Genomic DNA, 13,512 nt, shown 5'->3' on the forward strand with positions numbered 1-13,512 from the left:
CATAAATTGCATTTGATCTGATTAGAGTAGCATCTGTGGGTCGACATCTATCGTGGACAACACTTTGTTTTGTTTCATCCAATCATCAAAATGTAGCGTAGTTTGCGCCAACAGATCAAATATTTTCGGTTCATCACGATATTTTAACATGATCTGAAACCTAAATCTATCTTTGATCCGGGCAATCGGTGAGGCCACAGGCCCCAGAACTACGGTTGTCTGCGCCAGCCGCGGCCGTAAATAAGCAGCATACTGTTCCGCAGCCCGAATTACCATAGGAACATCCTCATGGGAAAATGTGATCAATACTAAGCGATAAAATGGGGGATAACCCTTCTTTTTACGGTGAATCATCTCAGCTTCATAAAAGGCTTCATAATCGTGACGAGTTGCATGCTGGATGCTGTAATGCTCAGGTGTATAGGTTTGTACGACTACATTACCAGAAAGCTCATGCCGACCGGCTCGCCCCCCTACCTGGGTGAGAAGCTGAAAGGTTTTTTCTGCTGCCCGAAAATCCGGCAGATGTAAGGATGTATCGGCAGCAATTACTCCTACAAGCGTAACACGTGGAAAATCAAGACCCTTTGCTATCATTTGTGTGCCTAATAAAATATCACCCTGACCAGTCCGAAATTTGGTCAAAAGCGCCTCGTGCGCTCCTTTTTTGGAGGTAGTATCCACATCCATCCGAATAACGCGAACACCGGGAAATAATTTAGCCAACTCTTCCTCGACCTTCTGTGTCCCTGTGCCAAAAAAACGAATGTGATCACTTTGGCATTCAGGACAATGCCTTGGCTGGGAAATGGTATAACCACAATAATGACAGCGAGCCGTATGATTTGTTCGATGATAAGTAAGTGAGATATCGCAATGCGGGCAAGCTAACGTATAGCCACAGGAGCGGCACATGACAAAAGTAGAGAAGCCTCTACGATTCAAAAAAATAACAATCTGCTCCTGTTTTTGAAGCCGATCCGCAATCATTTGATGTAGGCTCCTGCTAAACATGGATCGATTTTGCTCGCGCATCTCTTCTCGCATATCCACCACATGCACTTTAGGAAGCGGTCTGTTCCCTACCCGAGACTTCATTGATAACAAATCATAACGTCCACGCGTTGCCAGCGCATAAGTTTCCAAAGCGGGTGTGGCACTACCCATGATAAACACACCTTTATTCATCTGTGCTCGCCATAACGCCACATCCCTAGCATGGTATCTTGGAGTCTCCTCCTGTTTATAAGAGCCCTCATGCTCCTCATCCATGATGATCAGGCCCAGATTACGAAACGGAGCAAAGATAGCCGAACGGGCTCCGACTACTACCTGTACCTGCTGCCGCAAAATTTTGCGCCACTCATCATAGCGCTCGCCTTGTGACAACGCACTATGTAATACAGCTACATTATCACCAAAACGCCCCTTAATCCTCTCTACCATCTGAGGCGTCAGTGAAATTTCAGGCACTAAAAAGATAGCTTCTCGGCCCTTCGCTAACGTATGTTCAATTGCTTCCATATACACTTCTGTCTTACCGCTACCCGTGACGCCATGTAGCAGGAAGGAATGATATTCTTCTTGCTCAATGGAACGCAAAATAGCCGCTAAATTATGTTGTTGCTCCCGTGTCAATATATGCTTTGGCGGAGGGGAAAAAGTACGATTGGCGTAAGGATCTCTCCCTACTTCTTTCTGCTCTATCTCTATCCAGCCTTTTTGTTGCATCGTTGTAAGTGTGGAACGAGTAATAGATAGCTTTTCGATTACATCCTTGACTGGGTATGATGCCTGCTGTCCTTGTCCCTTCTGCTGGTTCAACAAAAACTCAAGTACATGCCGCATGCGATAGGAGCGCTTTGGCATGTTCTCTATAAGCTCCCATGCTCGTACCTCATCTATTGCAAGCTGTATATGTGCTAGCTTTTTATGGGTAAGCCGATTTTTCACCTGATATTCACTAACAATTAATCCATTTTTAATCCATTTGGGTATTTGTTTGCTATCCGCAGGGAATTGCTTGTCCGCTTCTGTTTGCAGCAGGCTTCCTTGATGCAGCAAATAGCGCAGCAACGGATGTTTTTCTGCCATGTCTTCATCCACTTCATCTGCAAGCATGTACCATTTTTCTGTTTTACCTTTTAAAACAGCAGGTAACATCGCTGCAATGGACATAGTAAGCGGGGATAAATAACGATGACTCATCCATTCCGCCAATTGAATTAATTCAAGGGAGAGTGGAGGAACATCGTCTAATACCTTTTCTATTTCTTTTATTTTGATCATGCCAGGGCCATCAGGGTCATGATCGGCCTCTTGTCCTTGTATCAATCCGATGACATACCCTTGAACCTTACGAGGTCCAAACGGTACAACAACACGACTTCCTACCGCTACCAACGGCTGTAACCACAGGGGAACAGCATAGTCATACGGTCGATTGGTCCGAGTTGCTGGGACATCTACAATGACTTTTGCTCTGATTTGATGATTATTCATGCGGCATCACGCCTCTTGAACCGCTACTTGCAGATTCTGCTTAATTACATCTATAAGTCGCTCTGCTACGTCCCGCTTACTCATTTTATCGAGACGAATCGGTGCTAGATCCTGTTGATAGATGGTTACAATATTCGTATCAACACCCATACCTGCCCCTTCCTGCAACACATCATTCGCTACAATGATATCCAAATTTTTACGGCGCATTTTATCTAGTGCGTGCTTCTCAACCTCCTGCGTTTCCGCTGCGAAGCCGACTAGCATCTGGTGGGTTTTCTGTTCTCCTAACGTCCGAAGAATATCTGGAGCTTTTACTAACGAAAGCGAAAAGTCCTCACTCTGTGTTTTCTTGACCTTATGGGCATTCACTTGTTCCGGGCGATAATCAGATACAGCAGCTGACTTGATCACAACATCGGCCTGCGGATAAACCTCAAGGACTGCATCCAGCATCTCTTGGACAGACTCGACTGGTACAAAAGTCACTCCAGCAGGGATGGAAAGCGCTGTAGGTCCGCTGATTAACGTAACATCCGCTCCACGGTCACGCGCTGCTTCTGCAATCGCATAGCCCATCTTCCCGCTCGAATAATTTGAAATATAACGTACTGGATCAATTTTTTCACGAGTAGGTCCTGCTGTCACAACGATTTTTTTGCCTTGCAGGTCCTGTTGTGGTGCTGAATGTAATGATTTCGCAGCAGTCTCTTTCTGTTCAAAAAAGCGAATAGCCGCTTCTACAATTTCTTCAGGCTCGGCTAAGCGTCCTTTGCCAACCCAACCACAAGCCAGCATGCCTTCATTCGGCTCTACCATGGTTACTCCATAGGAGAGTAAACGCTGCATGTTGGCTTGTACAGCAGGATGATTATACATATTTACATTCATAGCCGGTGCTACCATTACAGGAGCAGTCGTAGCCAATAACATGGTAGATAACATATCATCAGCTATTCCGTTTGCATATTTCCCGATAATGTTAGCTGTGGCAGGGGCGAGTATGACCAAGTCAGCTCGATCCGCGACATCTATATGAGAGATGACTCCTGGGACGGGTTCTTTGAACGTGTCTGTATAAACAGGTCGATGCGATAATGCCTCAAACGTAATTGGTTGTACAAACTTACAAGCATTAGCCGTCAACACGACGTTTACTCTGGCTCCTGCCTGTGTCAATTTACTTGTTAAGGCTGCTGCTTTATAGGCGGCAATTCCACCGGACACACCCAGAACAATCTCTTTATGTTGTAAGATACTCATGGTACAGCTCCTTTCACGCCAACCTACGCAAAAAAACAACCTTCAAAAAGTGGTTGAGCGTTTTGCATTCATTGCAGTTATCATATAAATTTTATTGTTATATTGGCTTTCTCTGCTTTCGAGTATATATTTTTTATAGCTTTTTGTAACCTCTTTTGCCTATTTTGGTCTCAAAATTGCCCCATTTGGTACAATCCCTTCTCCACCATCATGGAGCCATTTCATTCCCTATCATTAACCTGCTCCTCCAAGATTAATCACAAAAAGCCCCTGCATGGCAGCAAGGGCTTTTCATTTGTTTATCTATATTATTTAGTACCTTCATTCACATAAATTGTAAAAATGTCACCGTTACCATTAACCCCTATTTGTATCGCATCTTGCTTATCTGGAAGAGAGAATTGAATCATACTTCCTTTTTGATTATCGTAATTCTTACCGCTGTAGGTCCAGTCCATAATCTCTTGGATTTTATACGCTTGCGCCTTCTCTTTGTAAAAGCTTTGGAGAAATTGAATCGCTTTTTGCTTAGCGATATCTGGAGCAGGGATTTTATCGGATAACGTCGGATAATTTAACAATTTCAATTGACCATTCTTTTTGATAGCAATGGTAGCAACGTTAAGTGAACCCCAACCTTGATCTTGTGCATGTTTTAGAGTCACGTTAAAAGTTTGGTTATGATATTCATACGTAACATTCTTAAGTGGAAATTTTTTAAAATGAGACAAAGTAGCTATTACTTTATCATAGGTAACCTGGGCAGGCTGAGAAAGGATATCATCCTGCATTTCACGTGTATTCAGTTCTGCACCGTACCACTTATCAAAGGTTGTTGGTTTCGTTTCAATCCGATATGCACCGATACCTCCATCGTCCGCAAAGGTAATAGACGCGTACGTAGCCATTTTCCCATTACCCTCGATAGGGGATTTCACATTAACAATAGGTGGACGCGTTTTACCCGGAGCATCGTGATCAGGTTCGCGCCAAATTGAAATGATCTGATAGTTTTTCGCTTTCGCTCCGTACAAATTCTGCAGCAATGTAGTTGTTTTCTCTTTTGCTTGCTCATCTGTAATAACCTTTTTGTCTCCAGCAGATGTTTTATATCGATAATCTCCTTCCCTATCCACTCCAGCAGGTTCCATAAGCCTAAATCTATAAAGTTGATTCGTTTCCTTATTGATTTCTATCGAGAGAGAGGGCGTGCCCGGACCATTTTTACTCAGCGTCACCGTTATCAAATCACTCCACTCATAATTTTGCAGGTTCACCTTGTGATAGTCCTTTACCTTTGGAAACATAAGTGCTATTTTTTCCTGCCATTGACTTGCGATCTTGGTGTACTTGTCCATTCCCACCTTCTGCGTGACGACATTTTCCTTTGCATCAACAGCCTCTAGCGGCGGCATCGCTGATAATAGACTAATTATTGCTACCGTGGCTGTAAACCTATGAAAAGTATTCATTTTGTATCCTCCTGATTTCTGTTGCGAATTTTTGTATCTTAGATTAGTCACAGAAAAAGCAAAAAGGTTACAGATCGCTTGTAAAAATAACAGTAAAATAGTCCGTAATTCATAAAGACGGAAATTTTATGAATAAATTACATTTATTGGATTATATTAAAATTGAACAAAAGTTCATTTTCCAAAGGAGTGATTAGGTATGTCGTGGAGAAAATCTACACAATTCGGCGGCGATGGCGGCAGTCCCTTCAGTGATGATCTCACTAACGTGAAAAGACTAGCAGGCTTCTATATCCGTCATGGCAGTAGAATCGATGCTATTCAGGGGGTTTATGAGTATTCAGACGGAAGAAGAACCCCACAAGGTTTCCATGGAGGATACGGAGGCTCTCATAATATTGTTTTCTTTGAAAATGATGAGTATATCATCCAAATTACCGGGCGTACTGACAGGCGGGTAGATCAACTTACCTTTACGACAAATAAACGTACGTACGGTCCTTACGGCGGGGATGGGGGCAGTCCCTTTGAGATTGACGCCGCACATATAAGTGGCTTCTTTGGAAGATCTGCTAGTGAACTTGATGCGATAGGCTTTTTTATACCTACAGTCTAACATACATTTTTTAACGTTATCATTCGCTTGATAACGTTTTTTTTCATACTAACCAATTCTTATGGTTACAAGTCGTCAAAAACAATAAGCTCCCTTTATGAAACGAACATAAAGAGAGCTTGTCGGTCTAAAACGCGCCTGTACCTATTCCTTTTTCTTCGGATTATTTTACTGCTGGAGTCTCGTACGGTAATTTGTCTGAGATGATTTCCTCTAACGATTGCCCAACAAATTTTTTCGAGAAAGGTTTTTCTACCTGCATATCATTGTCTTCACGAAGCTGACGTGCACGCTTGGAAGCGAGTGTCACCAATGTATATTTACTACCTACTTTGTCTACAAGTTTATCAATCGATGGATATAACATGTATTATACCTCCTTAAGCCATTTCAAAAATTTATGAACCTGACGATCTTTTTTCAAATGCTCGGCTGTTACAATGGATTTAATCTTTTCACATGCATGTGAGATTTCATCATTAACGACAACATAATCATAATGATCCATCATCTCAATCTCAGTACGCGCCATCGCCATCCGATTCTTAATGGATTCTTCCGTTTCCGTACCACGTCCAACAATGCGGTTTTGTAACTCTTCCAGATCAGGCGGTGCTAAGAATAAGAAAATGCCTTGCGGGAATTTTTCTTTTACCTGCATGGCTCCTTGCACTTCAATTTCCAGAATGACATCTCGTCCGGTAGCGAGTGTGTCCTCTACAAAACGTCTGGGCGTTCCATAGTAGTTACCAACATACTCTGCCCATTCGAGAAGCTCATCTTCTTTAATCATACGCTTAAACTCTTCTTTTTCTTTAAAGAAATAGTTTACCCCATCCACTTCGTTCACACGCGGTTGTCTGGTTGTCGCAGATACGGAGTAGATAAGTTGCGGCATGTATTCTCTAAGCGCTTTACAAACCGTTCCTTTACCCACTCCAGATGGCCCCGACAAAACTAACAGAAGGCCGTGGTCCTTATCCATAATCTTTGTTTCAACTCCTACCTTATTCATCAGACTCGTCATCTTTATTGGTTAGACGTTGGGCAACCGTTTCTGGTTGTACCGCTGATAAAATGACATGGTCACTATCTGTGATAATCACAGCACGCGTTCTACGTCCGTACGTAGCATCAACAAGCATGTTGCGATCCCTTGCTTCTTGGATAATTCGTTTAATTGGTGCGGATTCAGGACTTACAATCGAAATAATGCGGCTTGCATTCACGATATTTCCAAACCCGATATTTATCAACTTAATCCCCATAGAGATTGGCACCCTTCCTCACTCAACGTTCTGCACTTGTTCTCTCATTTTTTCCAGTTCGGTCTTCACTTCAACTGCCAAGCGCTGAATCTGTAAATGATTCGCTTTTGACGCGATTGTATTAGCCTCTCTGTTCATTTCCTGCAATAGAAAGTCCAATTTGCGTCCAATTATCTCCGAGCTATGTATATGTTCCAAAAATTGCTCACAATGACTTAACAAACGCGTAATTTCTTCGGAGATATCAGCCTTTTCAGCAAACAATGCCACCTCTTGAAAGATTTTAGATTCATCTAGCATGTGATCTTCCATAATTTCATCAAGGCGATTTTTCAAGCGATTGCGATACTGCTCTCTTACTTCAGGAGCCATATCCTGCAAAGTGTGGGTCGTTGACTTAATGTATTCGAGGCGTCGGATCAGATCAAGCTGCAAGAGATTCCCCTCGGTACTCTTCATAACATAGAGCTCTGCTAAAGCAGCATCTGTAGCCTCATCTAACAGTTGTTCTACCTCTTCGTCAGAAAGCTCGGGTACACTGGCTTCAATCAATACACCAGGCATACGCATCAGATCTTTCACATGAAGGGTCTCGGGCAAACCGAAGCGCTCCACTAACTGATTGGCCGCCGTAACATAAAATTGCGCTGTACTCCAATCAACCTGAACCTCGGAAGACTCGTCCCGAACGGCTTCTAGCGAGACGGTGACATCCACTCGCCCACGGCGCACTTTCGTTGCAATCCGCTTTTTCACTCGTTCCTCATACATGGTCCAGATTTTTGGCAACCGAACAATAATCTCACAAAAACGATGATTAACCGCACGCATTTCCACGGTTAAACGCATAGATCCACGTTCTATTTCTTTTCGGCCGTAGCCTGTCATAGAAATCATCTGGTTCCACCCACAGACATAAAATCGTTAATTTATTATAGGAGAGAATACAGTCTAGTGTCAACTTGACTCCCCGTTACAAAATTCCTGTTCCTACTTGGGTTGAGCTTCCCTGTATGCTACACTGAGGAAATAGCTACTGCTAGGTAGAGGAAGCAAGAGGTGAAGAATGTGGCTTTTGACGGATTAGTAACTAGAGCGGTCGTCCATGAGCTATCCATGCTTGTAGGAGCCCGCATTACGCGTATACATCAACCGCATCCAAGCGATATCGTTATGCAGGTGCGGTCAACCCAGGGAACGTTAAAATTATTAATTTCAGCAAATCCAACCTATCCCCGCATTCATTTGACAACAGAGGAATTTATGAATCCAAAGGAAGCTCCAATGTTTTGTATGTTATTGCGGAAGCATTGCGAAAATGGGGTAATTGAGGCCATCACGCAGGATGGAATGGAACGTGTAATTTACATTGATCTGAAGTCTCGTGATGAGCTAGGAGATACAACCAGAAAACGAATTGTGGTTGAGATCATGGGCCGTCATAGTAATATTATTTTGTTAGATGTGAAAACTGACATGATTCTGGATGGCATCCATCATGTTTCTCACGGCGTCAGCCAGTATCGTCAGGTATTGCCAGGTCGAGCTTATACAGCTCCTCCTGCCCAAAATAAGCTGAATCCATTAACTGCAAGTGAGCAGGATTTTGTGATGGCTCTTCAATGGAATGAAGGAAAGCTGGACAAACAGCTTGTCGAGCGTTTCAGCGGTCTTAGTCCCTTGGTAGCTAGAGAGCTTGTTTCTCGAGCAGCACTGCCTACCCGTGATGAAATTTGGCATCAGTTCTCCAGCTTGATGGAACAAATGAATCTTCACCGCTATGAGCCGGTGATTGAGACAACCAACGACAAAACTGCCTTCTCTATAACCTCTCTTTCACATCTGGGTGTCAGGGAAAGCGAGACCTTCGCGTCAATCAGCGAATGCTTACAACGATTTTATGAGCATAAAGCCATGCGAGACGTGGTTAAGCAAAAGGTACAGGATTTATTGCGATTGGTAACGAATGAAAAGCACAAAAACGAGAAAAAAATAGAAAAGCTACACCATTCTATCGAGGATGCCCATGAGGCCGAACGCTATCGCCTCTACGGTGAACTGATTCTTTCTCATATGCATCAGGTCAAAAAAGGAGATACTGAGCTCATCGCCACCAACTGGTACAGTGAAAATGCGGAAACAATTGTCATACCGCTGGATTCGTTAAAAACACCGTCGGAAAACATGCAAGCTTACTATAAAAAATATAACAAAGCAAAAGCAAGTCTGACATTCATAGCAGAGCAAATCAGCTTGGCCGAACAGGAAGTCATCTATTTGGACGGCATTCTCGTACAATTGGCTCACGCTAGCTTAGCAGAAGCAGAAGAGATTCGGGAAGAGTTAGTGGAGCAAGGATATTTGCGCAATCGAAATAAACGCGGTTCTAAAAAGAAAAAAGAGACTGCGCCTGAGCTCGATACGTACTATTCCTCAGATGGTGTCGCGCTGTTAGTCGGAAAAAATAATAAACAAAATGAATATTTGACTAATAAATTAGCGGCTAGCTATGAGACATGGTTGCATACCAAAGACATCCCTGGTTCCCATGTGGTCATTAGATCACGCACAGTAAGCGATCAAACCTTATTTGAAGCAGCCATGCTTGCTGCCTATTTCAGTAAAGCTCAACAAGGCAGTAAAGTGCCAGTCGATTACACCTTGATTCGACATGTAAAAAAACCAAGTGGTGCTAAACCCGGCTATGTAGTCTATGACCAGCAAAAAACGTTATTTGTTACTCCAGATGCGACCTTAGTCGCTGCGTTAAAAAACAATTCGGCAGCAGAACAAAAATAATACTAGGTCCACGCATTCACCTTTGTTCTTTACACAGACTGCATATCTATACTGCTTCCGTTTCATACTACATATATGACAGAAGCGGTAGATTATTGTAGTGAACGAGGGTGAAAATGTGGAAGTAATTGGAATCGTCCAAACAGACCTGAATGAATTCAGCATTCTGTTCGAACCGGATAAAAAAAAGAAGCAAGACCAACAGGGAAAGCAAAATGGAGACGAACAGAATTATCAGGATCAGGATCATCATCGCGATGACGACAGTAATTTTCTCAGTTTTCTTGGCGGGGATATTTTACAGGAAACTGGCAAATCAAGAGATAAATCACAGCAACAACAGGAACCACAAGAGATGGTTGTCCGAATCAAAGGAATTCCTGAGGGGCAAAAGGCGACATTTTTGCAAATGTATCAGATCGTAACAGACGCTCAGAAACAAGCAGATTTGGAGCAGCAGCTCACAATCGTAAGTATTGAAAATCCGAATGGTCAGCAAAGCCAGCAAGGAAATCAACAACAGGATAAATCAAAAAAGGCCTCGTCCAAAGATCAAAAGAACAACCAAAAGGACAAAAACAAACAGCAATATCAGTGAGAATAACACTTACTTATACAAAAAGCCTGAAGCAATTGCTTCAGGCTTTTTGTTTCGTATGTATAACGCCCCGCTCTGCCGTCTTGCTATACATGTTTCTTTTAACCTGAAAGACCAGGTGGGTGACTCAGCCGCCCTTCTGCCTTCCCATCGTCCCGTAGAGGAGGTGGGCTTGACATTAGGTAACAGCGTTCTGTCTCCCTAGAAACACTTAAGGTTAAAAACATATTAGCTCAACGCACATCGCAGGAATATGCTACACATCATATGTATTTGAAATCCTATCACAAATACCGAGTGGAATCAACTTTTTATACAAATGTTACTAAAGAATTATATAGGTCTATCATATCACTTCTGTTTATACCGGACAAGGCTTCTGTTACTGATATTTCAGATGCGTATTAGGCGGGAGACAGGGGGTTTATTTTATAAGGGTATCTCTCTGTCATCATCTCTACCGAAAAAAGCAAGAGAAGCGCCTTAAAGCGCCTCTCCCCTTAAGCATTAACTAGCATTTTTTATGACAGTGGTGGTGATGATGGCGGCGTCCGCAGTGGTGTCCGTAGCCGTAACCGTCGCCATACCCGTCATAAGCAGGTGCTTCACATATTGTTTTATAGTAAGGTACACATTTGCAAACTTTTTTCCAATGCTTCTTTGTGTAACAATTTCCGTAGCCGCCATAGCCATCGTAATCACGATACCCTCCACAACGACCACAATGGGATCTTCTTCTTCTGCAACCACAACCCATAAACTCATCATCCTTTCTTTTTCTGATACGTTACCAAATTATGTACAAATCAATGTTTGTGATTGGTACAGGTGTCTAGTGCAATGAAAATCAGCTAATATACCGGAGACAATCGTCTATTTTTTGGCGTTTTTTGATGTACATGAGCCTATTTGTATGAGGAGATACTAGTGATAACATACGAAGAAGGAGTGACGGAAGCATGGGTGAACATAGCCGGTTTCGTGAAGGAGAAAAATCACCGAAAAATCAGGTCTATATTGAAATTGGAGAAACAGGGTCAGGTGTAGAGGATCCCATGATAATTTCCTTAAAAAAGGGAGAGAAATTCCCTGCTACCCGAAATAAAAATCGTGTGTGGACACAAAAGTAAGCCTAGCTTCTTGTATAAAAATGAAAAAGACACAGCCTGATACCGGCATGTGCCTTTTTCATTTTCTTCTTTTTTCACACTTTCGGCTTAAACCTCGTCGTCTTCGTCCTCTTCCTCATCTTCTTCATCACCGCTTAAATAGATGATCGTTACCCCAAGCTCCTCTAACAAACGGATTACTTCTTTATTTAATGTTTCATCTGCTAATAGCCCGAGGCTCTCCACCAGCTCTAATTCCTCTAGATCGCCTGATTTTGCATCCTCAATAAGCTCAAGAATTTCCGTCATTCGTCTTTCTTTTAGTGTATCTACTATTTCTTGTTGAGTCATTTTTTATCCACCTTTATCTAAACGAATTGTATTCCCGCTCTACATTAGGGGAGTCCATCTATTATAATAAAGAAAAACATGGATTAACAGGAGCGAATCGAATGTATCCTTCTGCTTATGTAGCATTTCTACTGCATTTTCATACTGATCGAGATTATTTTGAATGTCATGAGATTTTAGAGGAATATTGGAAATCACTTCCTCCAGACAAACGCACCTCTACCTGGGTATGTCTCATTCAGGTTGCCGTTGCTCTCTATCATCATCGCCGGGGCAATTTTAATGGAGCAACTAAATTACTGCAAAATGCCTCCTCCTTAGCGATTTCAAATAAGGCTGAGCTACATCATTTAGGATTAGACGTAAATTTGTTTACACAGCTTCTGCAAGAACGTCTGCAATCTGTATTAGCGAAGGAACCTTATGTCAGCTTGAATCTTCCCTTAGCTGACAAAGGCCTGCTGAAGCAGTGCCGGGAGCTGGCCAATCATCGCGGATTAACCTTTGGCAGTGTTGATATCCCTGCTGATGAATATCTTGTACACAAGCATACCCTGCGTGACCGTAACGAGGTTATCATGGAGCGCCAGCTTAGCCTCACTCAAAAGAAAAGACAGAACAAATAAATGCGTGAGAACTGCTATTATAGGAATATCGTTCCCCTAGCTGGAGAGTTTCCACATCTGGCTAGGGGATTTTTTTACAGGACATTTCGTAGCACCATGTACATCAAAGCCCAATCAGCAAATAAATGACTGATCCATGTGGGATAAATGCTTTGATACCTTCTCCTTAACCATCCCCAAAACACACCAGTCATAAAAACCAGAAACGTAGCAACCAGCCCAGCCTTTATACCGAACAAAGTTACTCCAATGATGCAATGATACAGGGAATAAAAAAAACTGCTAAGTAAAATGGCATGAAATAGCTGCATATTATAAAGTAGGCGTTCGAGCAGAAAGCCCCTCCACAGCATTTCTTCAAAAAGAGAGTTGCCAATAGTCATATATAGGGCAAACCACCACTTTGTTTCTTCGGTTAATCCCCAAGAAAATAGCTTGTTTCTCATCCACTCTGCGGATACCCCTGTCCATAGCAATAGATAAAATCCAAGGCAAATCAGGATAAACAATAAAACACCCGAGATAATGCCCCAGCAAATTCCTTTTAGCTTTCTTTTCTGATGTCTATGCAAGCCCCATGCTTCTCGCCACTTTAACGCCAGATCTCCTTCCCAATAGGCATGAAAAATAGGGATGATTAGACAGGTTACAAGATGAAAGCCAATAAAGGTAATAAGTAAGCTATGCCTTTCAACTAATCCATAAAATATAGTGAGGGTAGCAAAGCAGCTATAGCATATAAGCATTAATAAAGGCTGTCTTCTTTGTTTGTCAGTTTTGTTTGTATGCATGCAAACACTCACTCCCCCCAGATTTCTACTCTAGTGTGTGACGTTTATTCTCTTTCTATTTGTAATGAATGAAAAATAACTAATGCGCATAGATAAGAAAAAAGCCATAAATAAGAT

At 42.4% G+C, this 13,512-nt stretch carries 15 protein-coding genes and 1 other RNA gene; 5 read left to right on the forward strand and 11 right to left on the reverse strand.

What is annotated here, in order from left to right; translation table 11 throughout:
• Positions 1-21: 21 nt before the first annotated feature.
• The 3 genes from priA to QZ995_RS10385 form a co-directional block, all read right to left on the reverse strand.
• Positions 22-2,502 carry a primosomal protein N' gene (priA, locus tag QZ995_RS10375; RefSeq protein ID WP_301806344.1) on the reverse strand — a complete coding sequence of 827 codons (2,481 nt, stop codon included), beginning with the start codon at positions 2,500-2,502 and terminating at the stop codon, positions 22-24.
• Positions 2,503-2,508: 6 nt separating this feature from the next.
• Positions 2,509-3,765 (reverse strand): bifunctional phosphopantothenoylcysteine decarboxylase/phosphopantothenate--cysteine ligase CoaBC, encoded by a 1,257-nt coding sequence (coaBC, locus tag QZ995_RS10380; RefSeq protein WP_301806347.1) that lies wholly within the window; start codon positions 3,763-3,765, stop codon positions 2,509-2,511.
• 308 nt (positions 3,766-4,073) lie between these two features.
• Complete coding sequence (locus QZ995_RS10385; RefSeq protein ID WP_301806349.1) at positions 4,074-5,237, reverse strand: hypothetical protein; 1,164 nt, start codon at positions 5,235-5,237, stop codon at positions 4,074-4,076.
• A 199-nt stretch (positions 5,238-5,436) separates the two neighbouring features.
• On the opposite strand from QZ995_RS10385, the gene QZ995_RS10390 reads away from it, so the two are divergent.
• On the forward strand, positions 5,437-5,853 hold the full coding sequence (locus QZ995_RS10390) for a jacalin-like lectin (RefSeq protein WP_301806350.1): 417 nt from the start codon (positions 5,437-5,439) through the stop codon (positions 5,851-5,853).
• A gap of 163 nt (positions 5,854-6,016) precedes the next feature.
• Here the strand turns inward: QZ995_RS10390 and rpoZ are convergent, their stop codons facing one another.
• From rpoZ to QZ995_RS10410, 4 genes are read right to left on the reverse strand one after another with little or no spacing between them, the layout of a single operon-like run.
• Complete coding sequence (gene rpoZ, locus QZ995_RS10395; protein WP_031413545.1) at positions 6,017-6,220, reverse strand: DNA-directed RNA polymerase subunit omega; 204 nt, start codon at positions 6,218-6,220, stop codon at positions 6,017-6,019.
• A gap of 3 nt (positions 6,221-6,223) precedes the next feature.
• The gene (gmk, locus tag QZ995_RS10400; protein WP_301806355.1) at positions 6,224-6,868 is read right to left on the reverse strand and encodes a guanylate kinase; all 645 of its coding nucleotides are present in this window, start codon (positions 6,866-6,868) and stop codon (positions 6,224-6,226) included.
• The gene (gene remA, locus QZ995_RS10405; protein ID WP_003336768.1) at positions 6,861-7,121 is read right to left on the reverse strand and encodes an extracellular matrix/biofilm regulator RemA; all 261 of its coding nucleotides are present in this window, start codon (positions 7,119-7,121) and stop codon (positions 6,861-6,863) included. The genes gmk and remA overlap by 8 nt, the downstream gene beginning before the upstream one ends.
• 18 nt (positions 7,122-7,139) lie before the next feature.
• Positions 7,140-8,018, reverse strand: coding sequence for a YicC/YloC family endoribonuclease (locus QZ995_RS10410; RefSeq protein ID WP_301806359.1), 879 nt, complete (start codon positions 8,016-8,018; stop codon positions 7,140-7,142).
• A 171-nt stretch (positions 8,019-8,189) separates the two neighbouring features.
• Between QZ995_RS10410 and QZ995_RS10415 the strand changes: the two genes are divergently transcribed.
• Positions 8,190-9,920, forward strand: coding sequence for an Rqc2 family fibronectin-binding protein (locus QZ995_RS10415; RefSeq protein WP_301806475.1), 1,731 nt, complete (start codon positions 8,190-8,192; stop codon positions 9,918-9,920).
• 118 nt (positions 9,921-10,038) lie between these two features.
• A complete protein-coding gene (locus tag QZ995_RS10420) occupies positions 10,039-10,518 on the forward strand; it encodes a hypothetical protein (RefSeq protein ID WP_301806362.1) in 480 nt (159 codons plus the stop codon).
• A 63-nt stretch (positions 10,519-10,581) separates the two neighbouring features.
• On the opposite strand, the gene ssrS is transcribed toward QZ995_RS10420, so the two are convergent.
• Positions 10,582-10,773, reverse strand: a non-coding RNA gene (gene ssrS, locus QZ995_RS10425) — 6S RNA.
• A 252-nt stretch (positions 10,774-11,025) separates the two neighbouring features.
• Entirely contained in the window at positions 11,026-11,286 is a 261-nt protein-coding gene (locus QZ995_RS10430) for a hypothetical protein (protein WP_301806364.1), read from the reverse strand.
• A 191-nt stretch (positions 11,287-11,477) separates the two neighbouring features.
• Between QZ995_RS10430 and QZ995_RS10435 the strand changes: the two genes are divergently transcribed.
• A complete protein-coding gene (locus QZ995_RS10435) occupies positions 11,478-11,648 on the forward strand; it encodes a YjzC family protein (protein ID WP_064505009.1) in 171 nt (56 codons plus the stop codon).
• Between the two features lie 87 nt (positions 11,649-11,735).
• Here QZ995_RS10435 and QZ995_RS10440 read toward each other — a convergent pair whose 3' ends face one another.
• A complete protein-coding gene (locus QZ995_RS10440; RefSeq protein WP_064018683.1) occupies positions 11,736-11,978 on the reverse strand; it encodes a hypothetical protein in 243 nt (80 codons plus the stop codon).
• A gap of 101 nt (positions 11,979-12,079) precedes the next feature.
• On the opposite strand from QZ995_RS10440, the gene QZ995_RS10445 reads away from it, so the two are divergent.
• Complete coding sequence (locus QZ995_RS10445) at positions 12,080-12,604, forward strand: DUF309 domain-containing protein (protein WP_301806370.1); 525 nt, start codon at positions 12,080-12,082, stop codon at positions 12,602-12,604.
• Between the two features lie 74 nt (positions 12,605-12,678).
• Here the strand turns inward: QZ995_RS10445 and QZ995_RS10450 are convergent, their stop codons facing one another.
• Complete coding sequence (locus tag QZ995_RS10450) at positions 12,679-13,395, reverse strand: CPBP family intramembrane glutamic endopeptidase (RefSeq protein WP_301806371.1); 717 nt, start codon at positions 13,393-13,395, stop codon at positions 12,679-12,681.
• Positions 13,396-13,512 lie beyond the last annotated feature (117 nt).

Origin of the sequence: Brevibacillus laterosporus (assembly GCF_030489605.1) — a bacterium.
Taxonomy (GTDB): Bacteria; Bacillota; Bacilli; order Brevibacillales; family Brevibacillaceae; genus Brevibacillus_B; species Brevibacillus_B laterosporus_E.

Coding starts and splice junctions, on each gene's coding strand:
- priA (WP_301806344.1), bottom strand. CDS start 2,502: ATGAATAATCATCAAATCAGAGCAAAAGTCATTGTAGATGTCCCAGCA.
- coaBC (WP_301806347.1), bottom strand. CDS start 3,765: ATGAGTATCTTACAACATAAAGAGATTGTTCTGGGTGTGTCCGGTGGA.
- QZ995_RS10385 (WP_301806349.1), bottom strand. CDS start 5,237: ATGAATACTTTTCATAGGTTTACAGCCACGGTAGCAATAATTAGTCTA.
- QZ995_RS10390 (WP_301806350.1), top strand. CDS start 5,437: ATGTCGTGGAGAAAATCTACACAATTCGGCGGCGATGGCGGCAGTCCC.
- rpoZ (WP_031413545.1), bottom strand. CDS start 6,220: ATGTTATATCCATCGATTGATAAACTTGTAGACAAAGTAGGTAGTAAA.
- gmk (WP_301806355.1), bottom strand. CDS start 6,868: ATGAATAAGGTAGGAGTTGAAACAAAGATTATGGATAAGGACCACGGC.
- remA (WP_003336768.1), bottom strand. CDS start 7,121: ATGGGGATTAAGTTGATAAATATCGGGTTTGGAAATATCGTGAATGCA.
- QZ995_RS10410 (WP_301806359.1), bottom strand. CDS start 8,018: ATGATTTCTATGACAGGCTACGGCCGAAAAGAAATAGAACGTGGATCT.
- QZ995_RS10430 (WP_301806364.1), bottom strand. CDS start 11,286: ATGATGAGTTTATGGGTTGTGGTTGCAGAAGAAGAAGATCCCATTGTG.
- QZ995_RS10435 (WP_064505009.1), top strand. CDS start 11,478: ATGGGTGAACATAGCCGGTTTCGTGAAGGAGAAAAATCACCGAAAAAT.
- QZ995_RS10440 (WP_064018683.1), bottom strand. CDS start 11,978: ATGACTCAACAAGAAATAGTAGATACACTAAAAGAAAGACGAATGACG.
- QZ995_RS10445 (WP_301806370.1), top strand. CDS start 12,080: ATGTATCCTTCTGCTTATGTAGCATTTCTACTGCATTTTCATACTGAT.
- QZ995_RS10450 (WP_301806371.1), bottom strand. CDS start 13,395: ATGCATACAAACAAAACTGACAAACAAAGAAGACAGCCTTTATTAATG.